Below are 25,273 nucleotides of genomic sequence, written 5' to 3'. Positions count from 1 at the left end.
GGCGAGGGCGGCGGGGGCAGTGAGGAGCGCGGCCGCGCACAGCATCGCCGTGCACAGAGCCGCCGCACACAGCATCGCCGCGCGGTGTGCTGGGGATCGGGCGCGGGTGGCACCGGCGGATCGTGCCGGAGCCGGGGCGCCGCTGGGCCGTGTCCGGCGGATCGTGCCGGGCCGGGACTGCCCCTTGCCGCGCGTCGCAGTCTGCGGCAAGGGACACGGGTCACGCGCCCCTGACGGGGCACGATGGTGCTCTGCGCTCGTGAGCCTCGTGCACCTCGTGAGCCTCGTGCACCTCGTGAACAGGGCCCGGGGCCCGGTGAATCTGTACGCTCCGTGTCCGCTCTGCGACTCCATGTCCGTACCGTGCCGTGCCGCGCTGAAGCTCGGGGATCATGGGCGAAAGCTGTGGGTAACTCGCCAGTTGTGGAGAAACCCGTCACTCTCCCGTGGGAGGCGGCACTGTCCACGCCGGGGCCACGCCGGGTCCCCGCCGTCCGCTCTCGTCCGCAGGACACAGCCCGCTTCCCGGGTCCCGTACACTCTTGGTGCGGCCCGGGTGACCGGGCTGACTTCGCACGCCCCGCCACCCTCACCCGGTGGCCGCGCATCTCGGTCCTGGGAACGACCGCCGGACGGCTCCGCCTGCTCCGTCGTCGGGCCCGGGCAGCGCGCCCGGGGCGTCAGGCAAGCGGTGGCGTCCGGCCGCCGCTGATGACAACCGAGCAATTCAAGGAGAACGGCCATGGCCGTCGTCACGATGCGGGAGCTGCTGGAGAGCGGCGTCCACTTCGGGCACCAGACCCGCCGCTGGAACCCGAAGATGAAGCGCTTCATCTTCACCGAGCGCAACGGCATTTACATCATCGACCTGCTCCAGTCGCTGTCGTACATCGACCGCGCCTACGAGTTCGTCAAGGAGACCGTCGCGCACGGCGGCTCCATCATGTTCGTGGGCACCAAGAAGCAGGCCCAGGAGGCCATCGCCGAGCAGGCCACCCGCGTGGGCATGCCGTATGTCAACCAGCGCTGGCTCGGCGGCATGCTGACCAACTTCTCGACGGTCTACAAGCGGCTGCAGCGCCTCAAGGAGCTGGAGCAGATCGACTTCGAGGACGTGGCCGCCTCCGGCCTCACCAAGAAGGAGCTGCTCGTCCTCTCCCGCGAGAAGGCCAAGCTGGAGAAGACCCTCGGCGGTATCCGCGAGATGCAGAAGGTGCCCAGCGCCGTCTGGATCGTGGACACCAAGAAGGAGCACATCGCCGTCGGCGAGGCCCGCAAGCTGAACATCCCGGTCGTCGCGATCCTGGACACCAACTGCGACCCGGACGAGGTCGACTACAAGATCCCGGGCAACGACGACGCGATCCGCTCCGTCACCCTCCTCACCCGTGTGATCGCCGACGCGGTCGCCGAGGGCCTCATCGCCCGCTCGTCCGGCGGCTCCGGCGAGGGCAAGGGCGAGAAGGCCGCCGGTGAGCCGCTGGCCGAGTGGGAGCGCGAGCTCCTGGAGGGCGAGAAGGGCGAGCAGCCCGAGCAGTCCGAGAAGCCCGCGGAGCCCGCCGAGCAGGTCACCGCCACGGACGAGTCGGCCGCCGAGGCCGAGACGCAGAAGTCCGCCGAGACCGAGCAGGCCGCGGACGCGGAGCAGGCAGAGCAGACCGAGCAGGCTGAGCAGACCGAGCAGGGCTGACCGCTCCCGCGCGGGTTCCGCGTGGCCGCGGTGTCGATACGGCGGGGGCCGGGCGCCCCCGCCGTACGCCCGTGGGCCCCGCGTGCGCGGATGCGCCGCAGACCGATCCCACACCACCGACGCATCGACTTTTCGAGAGAGAATCATCGCCATGGCGAACTACTCCGCCGCCGACGTCAAGAAGCTCCGCGAGCTCACCGGCGCCGGCATGATGGACTGCAAGAAGGCGCTGGACGAGGCCGAGGGCAACGTCGACAAGGCCGTTGAGATCCTGCGCGTCAAGGGGCAGAAGGGCGTCGCCAAGCGCGAGAGCCGTACGGCCGAGAACGGCGCGGTCGTCGTCCGGATCACCGACGACAACTCCGCCGGTGTGCTCGTCGAGCTGAAGTGCGAGACGGACTTCGTCGCCAAGGGCGAGAAGTTCCTGGCCGTCGCCGAGGCCATCGCCGCGCACGTCGAGGCGACCGCCCCGGCCGACATCGAGGCGCTGCTCGCTTCCGAGATCGAGGCCGGCAAGACCGTGCAGGCGTTCGTCGACGAGGCCAACGCCACCCTCGGCGAGAAGATCGTGCTGGACCGCTTCGCGCAGTTCTCCGGCGCGTATGTCGCCTCGTACCTGCACCGCACCAGCCCGGACCTGCCCCCGCAGGTCGGCGTGCTGGTGGAGCTGGACAAGGCGGACGCCGACACGGCCAAGGACATCGCGCAGCACATCGCCGCGTTCGGTCCGAAGTTCCTCACCGAGGACGAGGTTCCGGCCGACGTCGTCGCCAACGAGCGCCGCATCGCCGAGGAGACCGCCAAGGAGGAGGGCAAGCCGGAGGCCGCCCTGCCGAAGATCGTCGAGGGCCGGGTCAAGGGCTTCTTCAAGGAGAACACCCTGCTGGCGCAGCCCTTCGCGAAGGACAACAAGAAGACCGTTCAGCAGGTGCTGAACGAGGCCGGTGTCACCCTGAAGCGGTTCGCCCGCTTCCGCGTCGGCGCCTGACGGCCGCCCCTGACGTATCCCGCGGGCCGGTTCGGTGCGCCGGAACCGGTCCGGGCCCGATAAGGTCGGGCACAGGGCAGTTGTGACGAGGAGGCCATTGCCGCAGAGGGAACCGAGAGGTCCGACGGCAGTGGCCTCCTTCGTATGTGCACGAGGAGATCTCCATGAGCAATGACACCGACAAAGACAGCGGCCGCCGCCGGCGCTTTCTGCTGAAGCTCTCCGGCGAGGCGTTCTCGGGAGGCGGCGGACTCGGTGTCGACCCCGACGTCGTGCACAAGGTGGCCCGGGAGGTCGCCGCGGTCGTCCGGGACGGCGCGGAGATCGCGGTCGTGATCGGGGGCGGCAACTTCTTCCGCGGTGCGGAGCTGCAGCTGCGCGGCATGGACCGGGCGCGCTCGGACTACATGGGCATGCTCGGCACGGTGATGAACTGTCTCGCGCTCCAGGACTTCCTGGAGAAGGAGGGCATCGACTCCCGCGTCCAGACCGCCATCACCATGGGCCAGGTCGCGGAGCCGTACATCCCCCTGCGTGCCGTACGGCACCTGGAGAAGGGGCGCGTCGTGATCTTCGGCGCGGGCATGGGCATGCCCTACTTCTCCACCGACACCACGGCGGCGCAGCGGGCTCTGGAGATCAACGCCGAGCTGATGCTGATGGGCAAGAACGGTGTGGACGGGGTCTACGACTCCGACCCGGCGCGGAACCCGGCGGCCGTGAAGTTCGACGCGCTGGAGTACGGCGAGGTCATCACCCGGGACCTCAAGGTCGCCGATATGACCGCGATCACGCTCTGCCGCGACAACAAGCTGCCCATCCTCGTCTTCGAGCTGCTGGCGGAGGGCAATATCGCCCGTGCGGTGAAGGGTGAGAAGATCGGCACCCTGGTGAGCAACCAGGGCACTCGGGACTGACCCGGTACGGGGATGGACAACAGCCTGCCGGTCGGACACCGTGCAGGCATCAGGGCACTGCGGGGACCGGGGCCGGTGTACGGCGCGCCGCTCCGCGGCACTGCCCCGGATGAAGCAGTCAGGCTCATTCATCGAACCAGGAGCACGTGGTGATCGAAGAGACCCTCCTCGAAGCCGAGGAAAAGATGGAGAAGGCGGTCGTCGTCGCCAAGGAGGACTTCGCCGCTATTCGCACCGGCCGTGCGCACCCGGCGATGTTCAACAAGATCGTGGCGGAGTACTACGGCACGATGACGCCCATCAACCAGCTGGCGTCGTTCTCGGTGCCCGAGCCCCGGATGGCGGTGGTCACTCCGTTCGACAAGAGCGCGCTGCGCAACATCGAGCAGGCCATCCGCGACTCCGACCTGGGGGTGAACCCGTCGAACGACGGCAACATCATCCGGGTGACGTTCCCGGAGCTGACGGAGGAGCGCCGCAGGGAGTTCATCAAGGTCGCCAAGACCAAGGGCGAGGACGCGAAGATCTCGATCCGCAGCATCCGCCGCAAGGCCAAGGAGACGCTGGAGGCGGCCGTCAAGGACGGCGAGGTCGGCGAGGACGAGGGCCGCAGGGGCGAGAAGGAGCTGGACGACACCACGGCGAAGTACGTCGCTCAGGTGGACGAGCTGCTCAAGCACAAGGAAGCCGAACTGCTCGAAGTCTGAGCCGCCACTGTCCCGAGTTCCGAGGTCCGAGGTCGAAGGCTGCGATCCGTGAACGATTCAACCTGGGGGGCGCCGCAACCGAGCGCGGGCTACTGGGGCTCTCCTGAGCAGGGGCCCGCCCTGTCCGGCGCGGCTCCCCCGCGTGACGCCGGGCGGCTCGCCGGGCACGACGCAGGCGGCGATGTGTCGCAGACTCGGCCTATGCCCACTGTGTCCGACCCCGGCGACCACGGGACCGGCGCCGGCGGCTCCGGCAGCCCTGGCGGTTCCGGCAGCCCCGGAGGCTCCGGCGGTCCTGACGGCGCCGAGGAGCGCCGGGAAGCCCGTCCCCCCGCGTCCGCGCCGGCGCCCGCCGGCGGCAAGGCCGACAAGCGGGCGGGACGTGACCTGCGTGCGGCCATCGGAGTGGGTCTCGGGCTGGGAGCGGTGATCCTGGCCTCGCTCTTCCTCTACAAGCCGGTCTTCGTCGGAGTGATCGTCGTCGCCGTCGTGGTCGGCCTGTGGGAGCTGACGTCCCGGCTGAACGAGCGCAAGGGAATCCGTGCCCCCCTGGTGCCGCTCGCGGTGGGCGGCGCCGCGATGACCGTCGCCGGATATGTGCGGGGCGCGGAGGGGGCCTGGGTCGCGATGGCGCTCACGGCGCTCGCGGTGCTGGTCTGGCGCATGACGGAGTCGCCGCAGGAGTATCTGCGGGATGTCACGGCGGGCGTCTTCGCCGCCTTCTACGTACCCTTCCTGGCCACCTTCGTCGCGCTGATGCTGGCGGCGGACGACGGCCCCTGGCGGGTGCTGACCTTCCTGATCCTGACGGTGGTCAGCGACACCGGCGCGTACGCGGTGGGCTGGCGCTTCGGCTCCCGCAAGCTGGCGCCCCGGATCAGCCCGGGGAAGACCCGGGAGGGCCTGGCCGGCGCTGTGGCCTTCGCCATGGGCGCGGGGGCGCTGTGCAGCGTGTACCTGATCGACGACGGGACCTGGTGGCAGGGGCTGCTGCTCGGGCTGGCCGTCGCGGTGACCGCCACGCTCGGTGACCTCGGCGAGTCGATGATGAAGCGGGACCTCGGCATCAAGGACATGGGCACGCTGCTGCCGGGCCACGGCGGCATCATGGACCGGCTCGACTCCCTGCTGCCGACCGCGCCGGTGGCCTGGCTGCTGTTCGTGGTGTTCGTCGGGTCGGGCTGACCCGGGCCGCCGCACACCGGCGGAGCCGAACCGCGCGCCGTTCTGCGACACTGGTGAGGTTATGCCTGCACCTGGAGAACTCACGTTCGTCGCGCCCCGCGGCGCCAAGAAGCCGCCCCGGCACCTCGCCGACCTCACTCCCCAGGAGCGCCGTGAGGCGGTCGTCGCGGCCGGTGAGAAGCCCTTCCGCGCCAAGCAGCTGTCCCAGCACTACTTCGCCCGGCTGGCGCACGACCCGGAGCAGTGGACGGACATCCCGGCCGCCTCCCGCGACAGGCTGGCGTCCGAGCTGCTGCCGGACCTGATGACGGTGGTGCGGCACATCAGCTGCGACGACGACACCACCCGCAAGACGCTGTGGAGGCTGCACGACGGGACGCTGGTCGAGTCGGTGCTGATGCGCTATCCGGACCGGGTCACCATGTGCATCAGCTCGCAGGCGGGCTGCGGTATGAACTGTCCGTTCTGTGCGACGGGCCAGGCCGGGCTGGACCGCAATCTGTCCACCGCCGAGATCGTGCACCAGATCGTCGACGGAATCCGCGCCCTGCGGGACGGCGAGGTCCCGGGCGGGCCGGCCCGGCTGTCGAACATCGTCTTCATGGGGATGGGCGAGCCCCTCGCGAACTACAAGCGGGTCGTCGGCGCCATCCGGCGGCTGACGGACCCGGAGCCGGACGGGCTCGGGCTGTCGCAGCGCGGGATCACCGTCTCCACGGTGGGTCTGGTGCCGGCGATGCTGCGGTTCGCCGACGAGGGCCTCAAGTGCCGTCTCGCCGTCTCCCTGCACGCCCCGGACGACGAGCTGCGCGACACCCTGGTGCCCGTGAACACCCGGTGGAAGGTGCGCGAGGTACTGGACGCTGCCTGGGAGTACGCCGCCAAGTCCGGCCGCCGGGTCTCCGTCGAGTACGCCCTCATCAAGGACATCAACGACCAGGCGTGGCGTGCCGACCTGCTGGGCCGGCTGCTCAAGGGGAAGCGTGTGCACGTCAACCTCATCCCGCTCAACCCCACCCCGGGCTCCCGGTGGACGGCCTCCCGGCCCGAGGACGAGGCGGAGTTCGTGCGCGTCCTGGAGTCGCACGGCGTGCCGGTGACCGTGCGGGACACCCGCGGGCAGGAGATCGACGGCGCCTGCGGACAGCTCGCGGCGACCGAGCGCTGAACCGGGGCTGATCGCCGGCTGGTAGTGTTCGAACAGGGACGCGTCAGGGGTCCCGCAACCGAACATCCGACAGGGGAGCGCGCACAGCGCTGAGAGTGCGGACGGCGTACGGCACGTACGCGGCACCGCAGACCCTCGAACCTCGCCCGGGTCATGCCGGGTAGGAAGTCGACGCACACGATGAACACGCATGCGCGGCGTGCCGCTGCCGCCACCACCTCGGTCCTCGCCCTCGCTCTCGTCGCCACCGCCTGCGGCGGTTCGGACGACAGCGGGAAAGACACCAAGACGGTCACCCTCGTCACCCACGACTCCTTCGCGGCGTCCAAGAAGGTGCTCAAGGAGTTCACCCGGCAGACCGGGTACAAGGTCAAGGTGCTGCGCGGCGGCGACGCGGGCGCCACGGTCAACCAGGCGGTGCTCAGCAAGGACCACCCGCAGGGCGACGTCCTCTTCGGCGTCGACAACACCCTGCTCTCCCGCCCGCTGGACGCGGGCGTCTTCGCCTCCTACAAGGCCAAGGGGCTCGGCAGGGTGCCCCGCGCGTACCAGCTCGACGCGGACAAGCACCGGGTCACCCCCGTCGACACGGGCGACATCTGCGTGAACTACGACCGCAAGTGGTTCGCCGACAAGAAGCTCGCACCGCCGCGCAGCCTCGCCGACCTGGTCAAGCCCGCGTACAAGAACCTCCTGGTCACCGAGGACGCGGCGAACTCCTCGCCCGGTCTCGGCTTCCTGCTCGCCACCGTCGACAGCTACGGAGGCAAGGGCTGGCAGGACTACTGGAAGAAACTCAGGGCCAACGGCGTCGAGGTCGTCGACAGCTGGGAGCAGGCGTACAACGACCGCTTCACCGCCTCCCGCGGCGGCAAGGGCAAGGGCGACAAGCCGCTGGTCGTCTCCTACGCCTCCAGCCCGCCGGTCGAGGTGCAGGGCGTGAAGCCGCAGCCGGAGCAGGCGCCGACCGGCGTCGCCAAGGGCACCTGCTTCCGGCAGACCGAGTTCGCCGGGCTGCTGACGGGCGCGCGGAACCCCGAGGGCGGCAAGGCGCTGCTGGACTTCCTGCTGAGCGAGGAGTTCCAGCGGGACATGCCGCTCACGATGTTCGTCAACCCGGTGCGCGAGGGCACCAAGCTGCCGGAGCTGTTCACCAAGTACGGCGAGCGGATCGAGGATCCCGCCACCATGGCGCCCGGCCGGATCGCCAAGAACCGTGAGCAGTGGGTCAAGACATGGACCTCACTCGCCGTGAAGTAGCCGCCCCGCGCGCTCCCCTCGGCGGGGGCGGCGGCCGTGGCGGCGGCCGGAGTGACGGCCGGAGCGTCTGGGTGCGGCTCGGACTGATGGCCGTCCCCGCCGCGTTCTTCGCGGTCTTCTTCGGCTACCCGGTCGCGGCCATCGTCGGGCGGGGCCTGCGCGAGGGCGGGCACTGGCAGTTCGCCCGGGTGGGACAGGTCCTGGGCGACCCCGACGTACTGCACGTGCTGTGGTTCTCCCTGTGGCAGGCGGCGGCCTCCACGGGCCTCACCCTGGCGCTCGCCCTGCCGGGCTGCTACGTGTTCGCGCGGCTGGACTTCCCCGGCAAACGGCTGCTGCGCGCCGTCGCCACCGTGCCCTTCGTGCTGCCGACCGTCGTCGTGGGCTCGGCGTTCCTGGCGCTGGCGGGACGCGGCGGGCTGCTCGACGAGTGGTTCGGGGTACGGCTCGACACCAGCGTATGGGCCATCCTCCTGGCGCACGTCTTCCTCAACTACGCGGTCGTGCTGCGCACCGTCGGCGGCCTGTGGGCCCAGCTCGACCCGCGCCAGGAGGAGGCCGCGCGGGTGCTGGGCGCGGGGCGGCTGAGCGCGTGGCGCCGTGTCACGCTGCCCGCGCTCGCGCCGTCGCTGGGCGCGGCCGCGCTGATCGTCTTCCTGTTCACCTTCACCAGCTTCGGCGTCATCCAGGTGCTCGGCGGGCCCCGGTACGCCACGCTGGAGGTGGAGATCTACCGGCAGACCGCCACCCTGCTCGACCTGCCCGCCGCCGCCGTGCTGACGCTCACCCAGTTCGCCGCCGTGGCCGCGCTGCTGGCCGTGCACGCCTGGTCGGTACGCAAGCGCGAGTCGGCGCTCAGCCTGGTCCCCGCCGACAGCACCGCGCACCGCCCGTCCGGCGCCGCGCAGTGGGCGGCACTGTACGGCGTCCTGGTGCCGACCCTGCTGCTGCTCCTGGCGCCCCTCGGCGTCCTTGTCGAGCGTGCTCTCAACGGACCGGACGGCTACGGCTTCGCCTTCTTCCGGGCGCTGTCCGCGCAGTCGGACAGTGCCACGTTCGTGGTCGCCCCGGCGGCGGCCATCGGGAACTCGCTGGCCTACGCCGCCGTCGCCACCCTTATCGCCCTCCTGGTGGGCGGCCTGGCCGCCGCCGCGCTCACCCGGCGCGCGGGCCGCCTGGTGCGCGGTTTCGACGCGCTGCTGATGCTGCCCCTGGGCACATCGGCCGTCACCGTCGGCTTCGGCTTCCTCATCGCCCTGGACGAGCCGCCGCTGGACCTGCGGTCCTCCTGGATCCTGGTCCCGCTCGCGCAGGCGCTGGTCGGCGTGCCGTTCGTCGTCCGCACCATGCTGCCGGTGCTGCGCGCCGTGGACGTACGGCTGCGCGAGGCGGCCGCCGTGCTGGGCGCCTCGCCGCTGCGGGCCTGGCGCGAGGTGGACTTCCCGCTGGTGCGGCGCGCGCTGCTGATCGCGGCGGGGTTCGCGTTCGCGGTGTCGCTGGGGGAGTTCGGGGCCACGGTCTTCATCGCCCGTCCGGACCGGCCGACCCTCCCGATGGCGGTGGCCCGGCTGCTCGGGCGGGCCGGCGAGATGAACTACGGGCAGGCGATGGCCCTCAGCACCATTCTGATGCTCGTGTGCGCGGCCACGCTGCTCGCGCTGGAGCGCGTACGGACCGACAGCGCGGGGGAGTTCTAGATGCTGCGACTGGACGAGGTCACCGTCCGCTTCGGCGACCGCACCGCGCTGGACGCGGTGGGGCTGGACGTCGCCGAGCGGGAGACCGTCTGTGTGCTCGGCCCCAGCGGCAGCGGCAAGTCCACGCTGCTGCGCGTCGTCGCCGGGCTGCAGCGGGCCGACTCCGGACGGGTGCTGCTGTCCGGGCGCGACCAGGCGGGGGTGCCGCCGCACAAGCGCGGCGTCGGGCTGATGTTCCAGGACCACCAGCTGTTCCCGCAGCGCGATGTCGGCGGCAACGTGGCCTTCGGGCTGCGGATGCACGGTATGGGCAGGTCCGCTGCGCGGGCGCGGGTCGCCGAACTGCTCGCGCTGGTCGGCCTGCCGGGCGCCGAGCGGCGCGCCGTCACCACGCTCTCCGGCGGCGAACAGCAGCGGGTCGCGCTGGCCCGCGCCCTGGCGCCGCGGCCGCGGCTGCTGATGCTGGACGAGCCGCTGGGCCAGCTCGACCGCAGCCTGCGCGAGCGGCTCGTCGTCGAACTGCGCGGCCTCTTCCACCGGCTGGGCACGACCGTGCTCGCCGTGACGCACGACCAGGGCGAGGCGTTCGCGCTCGCCGACCGCGTGGTGGTCATGCGGGACGGGCGGGTGGCCCAGACCGGCACGCCGCTGGCGGTGTGGCAGCGCCCGGCCTCGGAGTTCGTCGCCCGCTTCCTCGGCTTCGACAACGTGGTCCCGGCGACGGTGCGCGCGGACGCGGCGGAGACCGCCTGGGGCAAGGTCGCCCTGCCGGCCGGCACGTCTCCGGACGCGGACCGGGTGCTCATCCGCCCCACCGGCGTCCGCCTCACGGGGCCCGGCGAGGGGCTGCGCTGCACCGTGGAGGCCCGCAGCTTCCGCGGTGGCAGCGGGTCCTCGGTCACGGTCCTGCTCCGGCCCGAGAGCGGGCCTGCGCTGGAGGCGGCGTGTTCGCTGCGCGAGGCCCCGGAGGAGGGCGCCGAGGTCGGTGCCCTCTTCGATCCCGCCGAGGTCGTCCCGCTGGCGGGGTAGGTGCTCCCGCACGGCGTACGGGAGCCCGCCGCGGTCTGTCCGCAGCGCTCCGATACGGATCAGAGCAGGCCGCGGGACCAGAGGAGGACGCGCTCCAGCAGGCGGGTCTCCTCACCCAGCCGGGCCAGCCACTCCGCACCGTAGTCCTGCACGGTGCGCGGCATGCGGAGCAGCTCGGCGCGGTGGTTCACCCGGCTCAGCAGGCCCTGCGCGGTGAGGCCGTCCAGGGCGTGGCCGATCGCCTCGACGGGCAGCTGCTCGTCCGCGCACACCTTCTCCGCCGCGAGGCGGGTGAACGTGCCGCCGAACGCGCTCAGCCGCGCCCACAGCAGCCGCTCCTGCGCCAGGCACAGCTCGTGGCTGCGGCCGTGGCAGTGCCGCAGGGTGCGGTGCCGCTCGGGCACCTCGGGGCCGCCCGACAGGGCGAGGGACGCCTCGGCGTCGGAGAGACGGACCAGGAGCTCGCGCGGCGTGTGCCCGGTGAGCTGACCGGCCGCCAGGCCGATCGCGAGCGGAAGGCAGTCGAGCCGCAGACATATCCGGCCCGCCGTCACCCGCTCCTCCTCCCCGCCGCTCAGCCGCACCCCCAGCTGCCGGGCGCGCAGGGCCAGCAGCCGCACGGCGTCGTCCAGCCGCAGCGGCCCGAGCGGCAGTACGGCCTCGCCCGCCGTGCCCAGTCTCCGCCGAGAGGTGACCAGGGCCGTGACGCCCGTCGCTTCGCCGAGCAACTGGCCCAGCGCACGGGCCGACGCGGCCAGCAGGCGCTCGCAGTTGTCCAGCACGAGGAGCGTCTCGTGGTCCCCGGAGGTGCGGCTGAGCGCCTGGAACACCTGCCCGACACCGTGCGCCCCGGACATGTCGACCGCCACGACCGGGGCGCACGTTCGCGCGATCCGGTGGGCGGCATCCGCGGCGAGCGCGCTCTTGCCCGCCCCGCCGAGCCCCACCACCGTCACCAGCCGCGACCGCTTCAGCAGCCGGGACAGCTCAGCGGACTCCCAACTGCGGCCGATGAGGTCCCGGCTCCCGCCGTCCGGCGGGCCGTCGGCCTCACAGTCGAAGATCCCTGCCATGACCACATCCGCCTCCGCGTGCTGACTCGTCCGTGAGTACTCAGCGTCGTGCCGCGAGGGGTGTCCCGGAATCGGTGTCCGCGGGACGTAGGTATACGGAAATCGCGCGGCCTGCGGATCGCGTGCACCCCGCGGATCGCGCGCACCCGGCGGTGAGCGCATGGGGCAGCCCCGGCCCCGCGGGATCCGCAGGGCACTCCCTAGGTGGGGGAGCGGGGTGTGGCGGGGGCGCCGCGCGTTTCCGACTCGTTCAGCAGGGCGGCGATCTGGGCGCGGGAGGAGAAGCCGAGCTTGGAGAGGATGTGCTCGACGTGCGCGTCGGCGGTGCGCTTGGAGACGACGAGCCGTTCGGAGATCTCCCTGTTGGACAGTCCCTCGGCGACGAGTTCGGCCACCTCCCGCTCCCGCCGGGTGAGCGACGCCGTGCCGGTGCGGTCGCCCGCTCCGGGCTCCGTCCCGCCGCGCCGCCGGGCGCCCTTGCCGACCGCCTGCCGCGGCGCTGTCGGCAGGCTGTCCATATCGCTGTCGGCGAGCCGCACGGCCGCCTCCATGGACAGGAGCTCGCCCTGCCCGACGGCACGCACGAACGCCTCCGTGCCGATCTCCTGGCGCACGGCCTCGGCCACCGACTCGCAGATCAGCTGGAGCGCGGCGATGCCGCCGAACGTGGAGTCCCCGCACATCCGCCAGTGCCCCATCATGGCGCCGTACAGCCAGGCGGCGCGGCGGTTCCGGCCCTGCTGCTGGGACACCCACGCCAGCAGGCTGAGGCTGTAGGCGACGCCCATGACGTCGCCGATCTCGCTCTTGAGGAGGAGGGCGCGCCGGGCCGCCGCAGCGCACGCCTCGCGCTCGCCGCGCAGGATGTGCCCGAAGCTCTTCACCAGATAGAGATAGCCCTGGTTCCAGCGCTCCTGGCTCGCGCTGCCGAGCAGTCGCAGCCCCTTCTCGCTCGCCTCGACCGCCTCGTCGGGGCGGGCGGCGAGGGCGTAGGCGAAGCCCTTCGCGTAGCACGCCATGACGCACGTCAGATGGTCGCCGGACTGCTCCAGGATGGCGACTGCCTCGTCGGTCATCGCCAGCGCGCGCTCGTGCTCGCCGCGGTAGGTGAGCGCGGCGCCCTCGAAACCGACCGCCCAGGCGGTCAGCAGCGGGTCGTCCAGCTCCCTGGCGATCCCGTGCGCCTCGCGCAGTGGCTCCAGCGCGCTCTCGTGGGCGCCCTGCATGATGCTGAACAGGCCGTACCAGGTCAGTGTCTTGGCGCGGTCGGACGCGTGCCCGGCGCTGCCGTCGGGACGGTGGGCCGGAGCGAGGGCCAGGGCCTTGTCCATCCAGTAGCGGGCCTCGGTGAGCAGTCCGCCGCACGCCCAGTACGACCACATGGAAGCGGTGAGCGCCAGCGGGCCGGGCGCCGGTCCGGGCGGTGCCGGGCGCTCCGCGGCGTACTCCAGGGCCGCGCGGAGGTTGTCCCGGTCGGCCGCCAGGGCGCGGTACAGGGGCAGTTGCTCGTCGGACGCGAAGCGCTCCTCGAAGTGCCGCAGCCGGCGGTGGCAGCAGGTGACGAGGCGGTCCCGGTAGGCCGTCGTCTCACCCAGCGACTCCAGCCACTCGGCGCCGTACTCGCGGATGGTGTCCAGCAGCCGGTAGCGGGTGGCCCCGCGCCGCTCGGTACGGAGCACGACCGACTTGTCGACGAGGCTGATGAGGTGCTGCACGACCTCGCCGGCGGGGAGTTCGGCGTCCGCGCACACCTCCTCGACGGCGGCCAGGTCGAAGGCTCCCGAGAAGACCGACAGCCGCGCCCACAGCAGCCGTTCGGGCGGGGTGCACAGCTCGTGGCTCCAGCCGATGGTGGTGCGCAGCGTCTGGTGGCGGCTCAGCGTGGTCAGCCGTCCCCCGGCCAGCAGCGCGAACGTGTCGCCCAGCCGCTCGGCCAGCTCGTCCAGCGGGAGGGCGCGCAGCCGTACGGCGGCCAGCTCGATCGCCAGCGGGATGCCGTCCAGGCGCCGGCAGAGCGCCCGTGCGGCCTGCCGGTTGGTGTCGGTCAGGGTGAAGCCGGGGACGACTGCCGCGGCACGCTCGGCGAACAGTCTGAGCGCGTCGCCGCCCGGCTGCCGGGCGTCGCTGGACACGGGGAGCGGCGGAACGGACAGCACGTGCTCGCCCGGCACGTCGAGCGGCTGTCTGCTCGTCGCCAGTACGGTCAGCCCCGGGGCCTCGGGCAGCAGCAGGTCGGCCAGCAGCGCGCACGCGTCCGGCACGTGCTCGCAGGTGTCCAGGATCAGCAGCAGCTCACGTTCGGCGAGGTACTCCACCACCACGTCGATCTGGGGGCGCGCGGTCTGTTCGGGTATGTCCAGTGCGGCGGACACCGTGTGCGGCAGCAGCTCCGGGTCCTTCAGCCCGGACAGCTCGACCAGCCGCACGCCGTGCGCGTACTGCTCGCCGCACAGCCGGGCCGCCTGGAGGGCCAGCCGGGTCTTGCCGACGCCCCCCGGCCCGGTGAGCGTGACCAGCCGGGCCGCCTCCAGCATGCCCCGCAGGTCGTCCAGTTCCGCCGTGCGTCCGACGAAACTGGTGACCTCCGCGGGGAGTTGTCCACTCCGCCGTCCGCTGAAACTGAATGGCACGGCTACCGCCCCTCCCGGCCGATCCACGCACCGTCTCCTGCCACAGGGTACGTGTTTCACTACGTGTGGTAAGGGGCGTTCGGCGAGCGCGGTGCGCCGCGCTCCGTCACGTCCCGCCGCGCGCCACCGTCCGGGGCGGGCCGGGGCGCACATCAGGCGCGCGGCGGCACGAGCCCGGCCAGCGCTGCGGCGAGGAGCGCGGTGACCGCCGCCAGCACGGTCGCCAGCACGGCCGTCCGCAGCAGCGCGGTGCGCCACCGCAGCCGCCGGGAAGCGCCGAGCCGCAGGAGGACCGCCGCGCGGCCCGCGCGGGCGTGCCGGGCCCGCACCACCGCGAGCAGCGCGCTGACGGCCACACAGCCCAGCACGACGGCCCCGCCGAGCGCGGTGAGCGCGCCGGGCGGCCCCGGCAGACCGGGCAGCCCCGGCAGCTCTCCCGCTCCGCGCCCTGACGTCCGGTACGCCGCCGCGCCGGCCAGCGTGCCGGAGAGCACAGCGCACAGCGCGCCCAGGGGCCGCCCCACGCACGGCGCCTCCCGCTGCAGCCGCCGTCCGGACAGCAGCCGGACCGGGCCGGGACGCCGGGCCGCGAGCAGCAGGCCCGTGACGTGGACGAGGCCGGGACCGGCCAGGACCAGGCCGAGCGCGGCCAGCGGCCACCCGCCGAGGGGCGGCAGCCCCAGCCGCCCGCCTCCGGCCGCCAGCGCGAGCCCGGCGGCCAGCAGCCCGCACCCGGTCAGCGTGCCGCCCAGGACGGGCCGGACCGGCTGTGCCCGCGCCCGGGGTCGCGGCCGTGCCCTGCGCCCCGTCACCGCCCCCGTCACCGCCCCGGTCACCGTCACCGGCCCCGCCACTGTCACCGGGGCGAGGGCGCCGCCGCCCGCACGCCACCGCGCGCGGGTGTGCCGCGGCCCGTGGGCGCGCCGCGGCCGGTCGCGACCGGTGACGGGGGCGTAGCAGGCCGGAACTCCGTGCGCGGTGCGGGACGCGCCCTCCGGCGCCGCACCGGTGACATCCCCGCCCGCTGGACCGGCAGGGCAGGCGGAGCGCCGGTAACCGGCGCGCAGGAGGCGCCGGACGCGCCCCGGCGGCCGTGCGGTGGCCGTCAGGGCGGCCCAGCCCGCCGCGGCCCCGGCGGCGAGCGGAACGGCGCACAGCAGCGTCAGGCTGGCGGGCAGCGGCAGCGACTGCGCCGGGAGGGGCACGGCGCCTGCCCTGCCGGGCAGCGGCAGCCCGCGGGTGCCCGCGCGCGAGAGCCCCAGCGCGAGCAGCGCCAGCACACTGCCCAGGGCGCACCACAGCGCCGTGCCGGCGGCCGTGAGCAGGGGCAGCCGGGCGGGCCCGAGCCCGGCCGAGGTCAGCCCGGCACGGGTCGCGTCCGCGGGGTCCGTACGGGCGAGCGTCCCGGCCAGCGCGGCGGTGAACGCGAGCGGCACCAGGCACCACAGCAGCCGGGCGAGCGACTCGCGCGGCTGGCCGGGGTGCGCCAGTGCGTGGCCGAGCGTGGTGAGCAGCAGGCCGCCGACCCCCGCCGAGGCGCAGACCAGGGCGGTCCCGCGGAGCAGGGCGAGGGGATGCGAGCCGCGGGCTAGGCGGAGAGCGAGCACGCCGTACGGCCCTTCGCTTCCCCCGCCGACCGTCCCCTGCCGCTGTGGGCCGCCGCCGGGTCCGCCGCCGGGTCCGCCTCCGTGCCCTCCTCGCGCCGGGAGCCCCGGGCGCCTCCGGCGCCTTCCGGGTTCCCGGCGCCTTCCGGATCGCCGGAGCCGTCCGCGTCCCCGGAACCCCGGCGGCTCTCCCCGGGGCCTGCGGGTCCGTCGGGTCCTTCGGGATCCTCGGGACGCCCCGGGCTCCCGGAGCCCCGGGAGCCCCCGGAGTCCCCGGGGCCCTCCGCCCCTCCGGTGTCCGCTCCGCCGTCCCCCGGGGCTTCCCGCGAGGCGGCCGGGCGGGAGCGTGCCGGGCGGCCGTCGGCCAGGGCGAGTGTGCGGTCGGCGAGCGCCGTGCCGGCGCCGTCCGGTGGGCTGTCGTGTGTGGCCAGTACGACGGTGATGCCGTGCGACCGGGCCGCCGCGCCGAGGGTGCGCAGCACCTGGGCGCGGTGCGGCTCGTGCAGCGGCGCTGTGGGCTCGTCGGCGAACAGCACGGCGGGGGCGTGGACCAGCGCCCGCGCGACGGCCACCCGCTGGCGCTGCGCCTGGGCGAGCTCGGCGGGCCGCCTGCGGGCGCAGCCGCCGACGTCGAGCCGCTCCAGCCACTCGTGCGCGGTCCTGCGCGCGATGCGGTGCGGGCTGCCGCGCAGCAGCAGGGGCAGCGCGGCGTTCTCCCACACCGTCAGTTCGGGTACGAGCTGCGGGGTGCTGTCGATCCAGCCGAACCTGTCCCGCCGGAGCCGCTCGCGCACGTCCAGGTTCAGGGTGTGTACCGGGACGCTGTTGAACCAGACCTCGCCGGAGGCCGGGAGCGTCTGCCCGGACAGGCAGCGCAGCAGTGTCGTCTTACCGCAGCCGCGGGCCCCGGTGACGGCGAGGATCTCACCCTCCCGCACGCCGAGGGACACGCCCCGCAGTGCGGGCGAACCGTCGTCATAGGCGTAGTGCAGCCCTCGTGCCCACAGCACGTCGTTGTCGGGTGGGGCGGCCATGGGGGTACCTCCGCTTGTTCGTGCGCCGCTGTGCCCTTCCCCCTGTCGGGTGAACGAGAGGGAAGGGCTTCGGTCACTGAAGCGGTGGAGCCAAAGGGGCTACAGCTTCGTCCATGCCTCCGTCAGAACGGAGCGCAGGATCTGCTCGGCCTCGTCGAAGACCTTCTGGTCCGAGACGAGCGGCGGGGCGAGCTGCACCACCGGGTCGCCCCTGTCGTCGGCGCGGCAGTACAGACCGGCGTCGAAGAGCGCCTGGGAGAGGAAGCCGTAGAGCACCCGCTCGGACTCCTCCTCGGTGAATGTCTCCTTGGTCGACTTGTCCTTGACCAGCTCGATGCCGTAGAAGAAGCCGTTGCCCCGCACGTCGCCCACGATCGGCAGGTCCCGCAGCTTCTGGAGGGTGCTCAGGAAGGCCGCCTCGTGGTCGAGGACGTGCTGGGGGAGCCCTTCGCGTTCGAAGAGGTCCAGGTTGGCGAGCGCGACGGCGGCGGACACGGGGTGGCCGCCGAAGGTGTAGCCGTGCAGGAAGGTGTTGTCGCCCTTCCAGAACGGCTCGGCGATCCGGTCGGAGACGATCGCGGCGCCGATGGGGGAGTAGCCGGAGGTCATGCCCTTGGCGCAGGTGATGATGTCCGGGACGTAGCCGAACTTGTCGCAGCCGAACATCGTGCCCAGCCGGCCGAAGGCGCAGATGACCTCGTCGGAGACCAGCAGCACGTCGTACTGGTCGCAGATCTCGCGCACCCGCTGGAAGTAGCCGGGCGGCGGCGGGAAGCAGCCGCCCGCGTTCTGCACGGGCTCCAGGACGACGGCGGCCACCGTCTCCGGCCCCTCGAAGAGGATCTGCTGCTCGATCTGGTCGGCGGTCCAGCGGCCGAAGGCCGCGGGGTCGTCGCCGTACACCGGCGCGCGGTAGATGTTGGTGTTCGGCACCTTGCGGGCGCCCGGCACCAGCGGTTCGAACGGGGCCTTGAGGGCGGGCAGCCCGGTGATGGACAGGGCGCCCTGCGGGGTGCCGTGGTAGGCGACCGCGCGGGAGACCACTTTGTGCTTCAGCGGGTTGCCGGTGAGCTTGTGGTACTGCTTGGCGAGCTTCCAGGCGGTCTCGACGGCCTCGCCGCCGCCGGTGGTGAAGAACACCTTGTTCAGGTCGCCCGGGGCGTAGTGGGCCAGCCGCTCGGCCAGCTCCACGGCCTTGGGGTGGGCGTAGGACCATATGGGGAAGAAGGCGAGGTCCTGGGCCTGCTTGGTGGCGGCCTCGGCCAGCTCGGCGCGGCCGTGTCCGGCCTGCACGACGAAGAGTCCGGAGAGGCCGTCGAGGTAGCGCCTGCCGTCCGTGTCGAAGATGTAGGTGCCCTCGCCGCGGGCGATGGTCGGAACTGGTGCCCTGTCGTACGACGACATGCGGGTGAAGTGCATCCACAGGTGGTCGTGAGCGGTCCTGGAGAGGTCCTGGGTGTTCCGGCTGTCCTTGCTCACTGTTATCGCGTTCCCCATGTGTAGGTCTGCTTGCGCAGCTTGAGGTAGACGAAGCTCTCGGTGGAGCGCACGCCCGGGAGGGCCCGGATACGCTTGTTGATGAGATCGAGAAGGTGTTCGTCGTCCTGGCACACGACCTCGACGAGCAGATCGAACGAGCCCGCCGCGATGACGACGTAGTCCACCTCGTCGATCTCGGCGAGCGCGTCGGCCACCGGTTCGACGTCGCCGTCGACGGTCACTCCGAGCATCGCCTGGCGCAGAAAGCCGACGGTGAGCGGATCCGTCACCGCGACGATCTGCATCACGCCCTGCTCCTGGAGCTTCTGGACGCGCTGCCGCACCGCCGCCTCGGACAGGCCGACGGCCTTGCCGATCGCCGCGTACGGCCGGCGTCCGTCCTCCTGGAGCTGTTCGATGATCGCCAGGGAGACCTCGTCCAGGCCGGGCGCGTACCTGTCGCCGTTCGTGTTCTTCGAGTCGCGAGCCACGCTCCTCACTGTGCATGAGACATCATCTGTCCTGCAACCCGTTAGCAATGCAATCCGAAGTGATGAAGGCGATAGAGAACTGATTTCGTCGTTCTAGGGGGTCAGGTGTATCGAAAACGTTGCGATGCCGGTTAAGGTGGCGGTCTCATCCATTGGACAACGGAGCAGGAGGGGTGCGAAGTGACCACTGAGCCGCGTCGGCTGCGCAACTACATCGACGGGGAGTTCAGGGACGCCGTGGACGGCCGGACCACACAGGTGGTCAACCCGGCGACCGGGGAGTCGTACGCCACCGCGCCGCTCTCCGGCACGGCGGACGTCGACGCCGCGATGGCCGCTGCCGAAGCCGCCTTCCCGGCCTGGCGCGACGCGACCCCCGGCACACGGCAGACGGCGCTGCTGAAGATCGCCGACGCGCTGGAGGCCCGCCAGGACGAGCTGCTGGCCGCCGAGTGCGAGAACTGCGGCAAGCCCCTGGAGCTGACCCGGCAGGAGGAGCTGCCGATGATGCTCGACCAGATCCGCTTCTTCGCGGGCGCCGCGCGGATGCTGGACGGCAAGTCCGCCGGGGAGTACATGGAGGGGCTCACCTCCTTCGTACGGCGCGAGCCGCTCGGCGTCTGCGCCCAGGTCGCCCCGTGGAACTACCCGGCGATGATGGCCGTCTGGAAGTTCGCTCCCGCGCTGGCCGCGGGGAACACCGTCGTGCTCAAGCCCTCCGACACCACGCCCGCCTCCACGGTCTTCCTGGCCGAGGTCATGGGCGAGATCCTCCCCCGGGGCGTCTTCAACGTCGTCTGCGGCGACCGCGACACCGGCCGCCTGATGGTCGAGCACCCCACGCCCGCGATGGCCTCCATCACCGGCTCCGTGCGCGCGGGCGGCGAGGTGGCGGCCAGCGGCGCCAAGGACCTCAAGCGCGTCCACCTGGAGCTCGGCGGCAAGGCGCCGTGCGTGGTCTTCGACGACGCGGACATCCCGGCCGCCGTCGAGGGCATCCGGGACGGCGGCTTCTTCAACGCCGGGCAGGACTGCACGGCCGCCACCCGCGTGCTCGTCCAGGAGGGCGTGTACGAGGAGTTCGTCAGCGCCCTGGCGCAGGCCGCCGCCGAGGTGAAGACCGGCGACCTCGGCGACCCGGACTGCTTCTACGGCCCGCTGAACAACCCGGACCACCTGGAGAAGGTCGCGGGCTTCATCGACCGCCTCCCCGCCCACGCCAAGGTCGAGGCGGGCGGCGAGCGGGTCGGCGAGAAGGGCTACTTCTACGCGCCCACCGTCGTGTCCGGCCTCAGGCAGGACGACGAGATCATCCAGAACGAGGTCTTCGGGCCCGTCATCACCGTGCAGAAGTTCACCGACGAGGCCCAGGCGGTCGCGTGGTCGAACGACGTGCAGTACGCCCTCGCGTCCTCCGTGTGGACCACCAGCCACGGCACGGCCATGCGGCTGTCGAAGGCCCTCGACTTCGGCTGCGTGTGGATCAACACGCACATCCCGCTCGTCGCCGAGATGCCGCACGGCGGCTTCAAGAAGTCGGGCTACGGCAAGGACCTGTCGATGTACGGGCTGGAGGACTACACCCGCGTCAAGCACGTCATGACGGCTTTGTGACACGGAGCGGCTGTCGCCCCTGCCCCGGCCGGTGGTTAGCTGTGGCCGACCACAGCACCACACGGGGAAGGGGCACGCCGTGCTCATATTCGGCACCAGCAGCAAGGTCGTTCAGCTCGCCATGCTGAACCTGCTCTGCGCGTTCTGCGGGAACCCGGCCGCGCACGCGCTGCGCAAGAAGGTGACCAAGTTCTCGCTGTTCTTCATTCCGCTCTTCCCCGTCACGCCCGCGAAGCACACGCTGCAGTGCACGTTCTGCGGGGGGATGAGCGAGGTGTCGAAGGAGAACGCGGAGGCGTGGACGGCGCAGCAGAGCCAGCCGGGGCCGGGGCAGCCCGGTGTGCCGTCCGGCAACCCGTACGCGGGCAACCAGCCGGGCTGAGCGGTTCCGCTCTGCGAGCAGGGCTCCCCTAGGCGCGGGCGTCCGCGCGGACGTCACGCGCGGACGTCACACGCACACCTCCCGAACGAGCTCCGCACCGTCAGCGGGTGACAGTGCGGAGCAGGCGGGTGACATCGTTCGTCGTGATGGCATCGACGCCGCGCCCCGCCAGGCGGCGCATGGTGCGCGGCCAGTCGGCGGTCCAGGCGGAGACCAGATAGCCCTCCCCGTGCGCCCAGGCGACGAGCGCTCCGGTGACCAGACCGAAGCGGTAGTTGAGCCAGCGCGGGCGCAGCTCGTCCAGCAGCGTGGCCCGGACAGGCGCTGCCCGGTTCCAGGTCAGCGCCAGCTCGGCCGCCGGGTCGGCAGTGCGCACCGCCCGCATCGCGCGCGGCCCGCCGCAGTAGTAGACCCGCTCCCCGGCGCCCGCGTCGCGTACGGCGGCGACGGCGGCAGGCGCCGCGGCCGGGTCGGGCAGGTCCACCAGGGTGCGCACGTCCCGCGTGACCTCCAGGGCCGCGGCGAGGGTGGGAACGCCGGGCGCCGTTCCTGCGAGCTGCTCGGCGGTCAGCCGGGCGAGGGGCACGTCGTGGCCCCACAGCCGTTCCAGCGTGCGGTCGTGCAGCACGACCGGCACCCCGTCGCGGGTCAGCCGTACGTCCAGCTCCACGGCGTCCGCACCGGCGGCGACGGCCGCGCGGAAGGACGCCAGGGTGTTCTCGCGCGCCGCATAGGGGGCACCGCGGTGCGCGACGGCGGTGACTCCCGTCGCTCCGTTCCGTGCGGCGCAGGGGGTGCTCGGGGCGTTCGGGGTGTTCAGTTGACCGCTCCTCATCGCTCGTGCCGCTGCCAGTCCGCCAGATGGGCGTCGATCTCGGCGTTCAGCCGAGCCCTGCCCGCCGCGTCGAGGAACGACACGTCCACGGCGTTCCGCGCGAGAGCGGCGACGCCCGCCGCGTCGAGGCCCAGCAGCCGGGCCGCGATGGCGTACTCGCCGTTCAGGTCGGTGCCGAACATGGGCGGGTCGTCGCTGTTGATGGTGACGAGCACGCCGGCCTTCACCATGTCGGCGAGGGGGTGGCTCTCCAGGTCCGCGACGGCGCGGGTGGCGACGTTCGAGGTCGGGCACACCTCCAGCGGGATCCCGCGCTCCGCCAGGTGCCGCAGCAGCGCCGGGTCCTGGACCGCGCTGGTGCCGTGGCCGATGCGCTCGGCGCGCAGCGCGGTGAGCGCGTCCCACACCGTGCCGGGGCCCGTGGTCTCGCCCGCGTGCGGCACGCTGTGCAGCCCGGCGGCGAGGGCGCGGTCGAAGTACGGCTTGAACTGCGGGCGCTCCACGCCGACCTCGGGCCCGCCGAGGCCGAACGCCACCAGCCCCTCCGGGGCCAGCTCCGTCGCCATCCGCGCGGTCACCTCGGCGGCCTCCAGCCCCGCCTCGCCGGGGATGTCGAAGGTCCACCGCAGCACCACACCCAGCTCGCGCTCCGCGGCCGTCCGCGCGTCCTCGATGGCCTCCAGGAAGGCCGCGTCCGGGATGCCCCGCTTCACGGAGCTGTAGGGGGTGACCGTCAGCTCGGCGTAGCGGATCTGCTGGCGGGCCATGTCGCGCGCGATCTCGTACGTCAGCAGGCGGACGTCCTCGGCGTCCCGGATCAGGTCGACCACCGAGAGATAGACCTCGATGAAGTGCGCGAAGTCGGTGAAGGTGAAGTACTCGGCGAGGGCCTCGGGGTCGGCGGGGACCCGTGAACCCGGGTGCCGCTCGGCGAGCTGGGCGACGATGCGGGGCGAGGCGGAACCGACATGGTGCACATGCAGCTCGGCCTTGGGCAGTCCCGCGATGAACGCGGTGAGGTCGGACAAGAGCGGGCCTCCGTCTCGTAGTGGCCGGATCATCGTAGGACCGGTGTCCGTGCGGCTAATAGCATGGTCCGGGCGGGCGGAAAGGTGCGAAGGCGGGAGGAAGGGCGCGATGGCAGGCGAGGCTCGGCAGCGGCGGTCCGACGAGGTGCCGCCCCCCATACCGCCCGCGCCCGGTGGCACCCTGGGCGGCGGCTACGGCGCGGGCGCCCAGCCGCCGTACGGCACCTACGGCACCTACGGCACCTACGGAGCGTACGGCCCCCAGGGCCCCGGTACGGGCCCTGCGGGCCCTGCGGGTCCCTACGGCCCCGGCGCGAGCCCCTACGGCCCCGTCCAGGCCCCCGGCCCCGGCCGGCTGCCCGGCTACGGCGCGGCGGCGTACGGCTGGCAGGGGCCCCCGCCGCCCAGCGGGCTGTCCACCGCCGCCATGGTGCTCGGAATCGTCTCGATCGTGCTGATCCTCACCCTCTGGGGGAGCTTCCTGTCCGTGATCACCTCCGGCCTCGCGCTCGGCCTCGGTATCCGGGCCAGGCGCCGGGTGCGCCGGGGCGAGCTGGGCGGCCAGGGGCAGGCGACCGCCGGGTTCGTGCTGGGCATTGTCGGGCTCTGTCTGTCCGTGCTGGTCAGCGCGCTGCTGGTGGTGGGGCTGACGGTCGGGTCGGACGACGACGGCTCCGGGCCCGGAGGCGGCGGCTCGGGCGGCGGATCCAGCACATACGACGCGCGCCGCTAGGCGTGGGGCGCGGTGGAAACGCTGTGTGGCCATTGATTCCGTGGTGTAACTAAAAGGAAACGACGGAATCCCTTGTTGAAACGGGGCACCCCTGTCAGGATCAGTCGCCAACAGTGGCCCAGGTCACAGGTGCGTCATCACTGGAACGTGACAGGCAGGAGTCGCGATGGCCCAGCGCTTCGATGTGTCCGACCGCTTCGCCGCCGGTGCGCAGTACGTCGCCGGGAAGCTCGCCCCCGGCGGCTCGGGCCGCCCGCACGCGGTCGTCGATCCGGCCACCGGTGAGCGGGTGTACGGGTACGAGCTCGCGGGCGCGGCCGACGTGGACCGCGCCGTCGCGGCGGCACGGCGGGCGTTCCCCGGGTGGGCGGGCGCCACCCCGGCCGAGCGCTCCGACGCGATGCACCGCTGGGCGGCCCGGCTGCGCGAGCTGACCGGGGAGCTCGTCCACGCCGAGTCGCTGCAGTGCGGCAAGCCGCTGAAGCTGTCGGCCGGGTTCGACGTGCCTGGCTCGATCGACAACGTCGCCTTCTTCGCGGGCGCCGCGCGGCAGCCGGCGGGAGTCGCGGCCGCCGAGTACAGCGCGGAGCACACCTCGTACGTACGCCGCGAACCGCTCGGCGTCGTCGGCTCCATCGCCCCGTGGAACTACCCGCTGCAGATGGCCGCCTGGAAGGTCCTCCCGGCCGTCGCGGCGGGCAACACCATCGTGCTGAAGCCCTCCGAGCTGACCCCGTTCACCGCGCTGATGTTCGCGGACGCGGCGCGCGCGGCGGGCATCCCGGACGGGGTGGTCAACGTGGTGACGGGCGACGGGCCGGAGACGGGCGAGGCGCTGGCCGGCCACCCCGACGTGTCCATGATCTCGTTCACCGGTTCGACCGCGGTCGGTCAGCGGGTCGCGCAGCTGGCCGCGGCCGGCGTGAAACGGCTGCACCTCGAACTCGGTGGCAAGGCCCCGTTCGTCGTCCTCGACGACGCGGACCCGGAGGCGGCGGCGCACGGCGCTGTCGCCGGGGCGCTGATCAACTCCGGCCAGGACTGCACCGCCGCCACCCGCGCGTATGTCCAGCGCCCGCTGTACGACGCGTTCGTCGGCGCCGTCGCCGACCTGATGGCCGGGGTGCGCGTCGGCGACCCGTTCGCGGACGGCACCGACTTGGGGCCGCTGATCTCGCACGCGCACCGCGACCGGGTCGCGGGCTTCGTGGACCGGGCGCGCGGGTACGCCACCGTCGTCACCGGCGGCACAGCGCCAGGCGGCGACCTCGCGAAGGGCGCGTACTACCTCCCCACCCTGGTCACGGGCGCGCCGCAGGACAGCGAGATCGTCCAGCGGGAGGTCTTCGGGCCCGTGCTGGCCGTGCTGCCCTTCGACTCCGACGACGAGGGGATCGCGCTCGCCAACGACACGCCCTACGGCCTGGCCGCCTCAGCCTGGAGCCGGGACGTGCTGCGCACCGGCCGGGCCGCGCGGGAGATCCGGGCGGGCTGCGTGTGGATCAACGACCACATCCCGATCCTCAGCGAGCTGCCGCACGGCGGCTACCGGGCGTCCGGCTACGGCAAGGACATGTCGGTGTACTCCTTCGAGGAGTACACCCAGATCAAGCACGTCATGACCGACATCACGGGCGCCGCTGGAAAGCCCTGGCACCGGACCGTCTTCGGCTGAGCGCCGCGCTCCGGGCGCCGCTCCGGGACCCCGCTGCCACCCCCACTCCTTCCC

20 protein-coding genes and 1 pseudogene are annotated in these 25,273 nt (G+C 72.7%); 13 read left to right on the top strand and 8 right to left on the bottom strand.

The window, feature by feature from the left end; all coding sequences use genetic code 11:
• The first annotated feature begins 742 nt into the window (after positions 1-742).
• The 9 genes from rpsB to G5C65_RS07195 all read left to right on the top strand — a co-directional run bounded on the left by rpsB (position 743) and on the right by G5C65_RS07195 (position 10,641).
• Positions 743-1,690, top strand: a complete 948-nt coding sequence (gene rpsB / locus G5C65_RS07235; RefSeq protein WP_165297802.1) for a 30S ribosomal protein S2 — start codon at positions 743-745, stop codon at positions 1,688-1,690.
• 151 nt (positions 1,691-1,841) lie between these two features.
• Positions 1,842-2,678, top strand: a complete 837-nt coding sequence (gene tsf, locus G5C65_RS07230; protein WP_165297801.1) for a translation elongation factor Ts — start codon at positions 1,842-1,844, stop codon at positions 2,676-2,678.
• 164 nt (positions 2,679-2,842) lie between these two features.
• Positions 2,843-3,595 carry a UMP kinase gene (gene pyrH / locus G5C65_RS07225; RefSeq protein WP_165297800.1) on the top strand — a complete coding sequence of 251 codons (753 nt, stop codon included), beginning with the start codon at positions 2,843-2,845 and terminating at the stop codon, positions 3,593-3,595.
• 149 nt (positions 3,596-3,744) lie between these two features.
• Positions 3,745-4,302, top strand: a complete 558-nt coding sequence (gene frr / locus G5C65_RS07220) for a ribosome recycling factor (RefSeq protein WP_165297799.1) — start codon at positions 3,745-3,747, stop codon at positions 4,300-4,302.
• Between the two features lie 48 nt (positions 4,303-4,350).
• Positions 4,351-5,487, top strand: coding sequence for a phosphatidate cytidylyltransferase (locus G5C65_RS07215; RefSeq protein WP_165297798.1), 1,137 nt, complete (start codon positions 4,351-4,353; stop codon positions 5,485-5,487).
• A gap of 61 nt (positions 5,488-5,548) precedes the next feature.
• Positions 5,549-6,655 carry a dual-specificity RNA methyltransferase RlmN gene (rlmN, locus tag G5C65_RS07210; protein ID WP_165297797.1) on the top strand — a complete coding sequence of 369 codons (1,107 nt, stop codon included), beginning with the start codon at positions 5,549-5,551 and terminating at the stop codon, positions 6,653-6,655.
• 180 nt (positions 6,656-6,835) lie between these two features.
• The gene (locus G5C65_RS07205; RefSeq protein ID WP_165297796.1) at positions 6,836-7,915 is read left to right on the top strand and encodes a thiamine ABC transporter substrate-binding protein; all 1,080 of its coding nucleotides are present in this window, start codon (positions 6,836-6,838) and stop codon (positions 7,913-7,915) included.
• Complete coding sequence (locus G5C65_RS07200; protein WP_165297795.1) at positions 7,891-9,612, top strand: ABC transporter permease; 1,722 nt, start codon at positions 7,891-7,893, stop codon at positions 9,610-9,612. The genes G5C65_RS07205 and G5C65_RS07200 overlap by 25 nt, the downstream gene beginning before the upstream one ends.
• The gene (locus G5C65_RS07195; protein ID WP_165297794.1) at positions 9,613-10,641 is read left to right on the top strand and encodes an ABC transporter ATP-binding protein; all 1,029 of its coding nucleotides are present in this window, start codon (positions 9,613-9,615) and stop codon (positions 10,639-10,641) included. It begins immediately after the preceding gene.
• A gap of 59 nt (positions 10,642-10,700) precedes the next feature.
• Here G5C65_RS07195 and G5C65_RS07190 read toward each other — a convergent pair whose 3' ends face one another.
• From G5C65_RS07190 to G5C65_RS07165, 6 genes and pseudogenes are all read right to left on the bottom strand, one after another.
• Complete coding sequence (locus G5C65_RS07190; protein ID WP_165297793.1) at positions 10,701-11,714, bottom strand: ATP-binding protein; 1,014 nt, start codon at positions 11,712-11,714, stop codon at positions 10,701-10,703.
• 200 nt (positions 11,715-11,914) lie between these two features.
• Positions 11,915-14,344, bottom strand: coding sequence for a LuxR C-terminal-related transcriptional regulator (locus G5C65_RS40370; RefSeq protein WP_165297792.1), 2,430 nt, complete (start codon positions 14,342-14,344; stop codon positions 11,915-11,917).
• Between the two features lie 152 nt (positions 14,345-14,496).
• Positions 14,497-15,951 (bottom strand): hypothetical protein, encoded by a 1,455-nt coding sequence (locus G5C65_RS07180; protein ID WP_165297791.1) that lies wholly within the window; start codon positions 15,949-15,951, stop codon positions 14,497-14,499.
• A 275-nt stretch (positions 15,952-16,226) separates the two neighbouring features.
• Positions 16,227-16,982, bottom strand: a pseudogene (locus G5C65_RS07175) (ABC transporter ATP-binding protein); the annotation flags it as partial.
• Positions 16,983-17,081: 99 nt separating this feature from the next.
• The gene (locus G5C65_RS07170; protein WP_165297789.1) at positions 17,082-18,479 is read right to left on the bottom strand and encodes an aspartate aminotransferase family protein; all 1,398 of its coding nucleotides are present in this window, start codon (positions 18,477-18,479) and stop codon (positions 17,082-17,084) included.
• Entirely contained in the window at positions 18,464-18,961 is a 498-nt protein-coding gene (locus G5C65_RS07165) for an Lrp/AsnC ligand binding domain-containing protein (protein WP_165297788.1), read from the bottom strand. Before G5C65_RS07165 ends, G5C65_RS07170 begins: the two co-directional genes overlap by 16 nt.
• A 171-nt stretch (positions 18,962-19,132) precedes the next feature.
• On the opposite strand from G5C65_RS07165, the gene G5C65_RS07160 reads away from it, so the two are divergent.
• Positions 19,133-20,566, top strand: a complete 1,434-nt coding sequence (locus G5C65_RS07160; protein WP_165297787.1) for an aminobutyraldehyde dehydrogenase — start codon at positions 19,133-19,135, stop codon at positions 20,564-20,566.
• A gap of 79 nt (positions 20,567-20,645) precedes the next feature.
• Positions 20,646-20,948, top strand: a complete 303-nt coding sequence (locus G5C65_RS07155) for a zinc-ribbon domain-containing protein (protein ID WP_165297786.1) — start codon at positions 20,646-20,648, stop codon at positions 20,946-20,948.
• A 100-nt stretch (positions 20,949-21,048) separates the two neighbouring features.
• Here G5C65_RS07155 and G5C65_RS07150 read toward each other — a convergent pair whose 3' ends face one another.
• Both G5C65_RS07150 and G5C65_RS07145 read right to left on the bottom strand, forming a co-directional pair.
• Entirely contained in the window at positions 21,049-21,783 is a 735-nt protein-coding gene (locus G5C65_RS07150; protein ID WP_165297785.1) for a glycerophosphodiester phosphodiesterase, read from the bottom strand.
• On the bottom strand, positions 21,780-22,811 hold the full coding sequence (locus tag G5C65_RS07145) for an adenosine deaminase (RefSeq protein WP_241265610.1): 1,032 nt from the start codon (positions 22,809-22,811) through the stop codon (positions 21,780-21,782). The genes G5C65_RS07150 and G5C65_RS07145 overlap by 4 nt, the downstream gene beginning before the upstream one ends.
• A 109-nt stretch (positions 22,812-22,920) precedes the next feature.
• On the opposite strand from G5C65_RS07145, the gene G5C65_RS07140 reads away from it, so the two are divergent.
• Together G5C65_RS07140 and G5C65_RS07135 are read left to right on the top strand one after the other, a co-directional pair.
• Positions 22,921-23,544: a DUF4190 domain-containing protein gene (locus G5C65_RS07140; protein WP_165297783.1), complete on the top strand. Its 624-nt coding sequence runs from the start codon at positions 22,921-22,923 to the stop codon at positions 23,542-23,544.
• Positions 23,545-23,710: 166 nt separating this feature from the next.
• Positions 23,711-25,219: a gamma-aminobutyraldehyde dehydrogenase gene (locus G5C65_RS07135; RefSeq protein WP_165297782.1), complete on the top strand. Its 1,509-nt coding sequence runs from the start codon at positions 23,711-23,713 to the stop codon at positions 25,217-25,219.
• Positions 25,220-25,273: the final 54 nt, after the last annotated feature.

This window comes from Streptomyces boncukensis (assembly GCF_011045075.1).
In the GTDB taxonomy this organism is placed as follows: Bacteria; Actinomycetota; Actinomycetes; order Streptomycetales; family Streptomycetaceae; genus Streptomyces; species Streptomyces boncukensis.
This window is presented reverse-complemented; position numbering and strand designations above follow the sequence as displayed.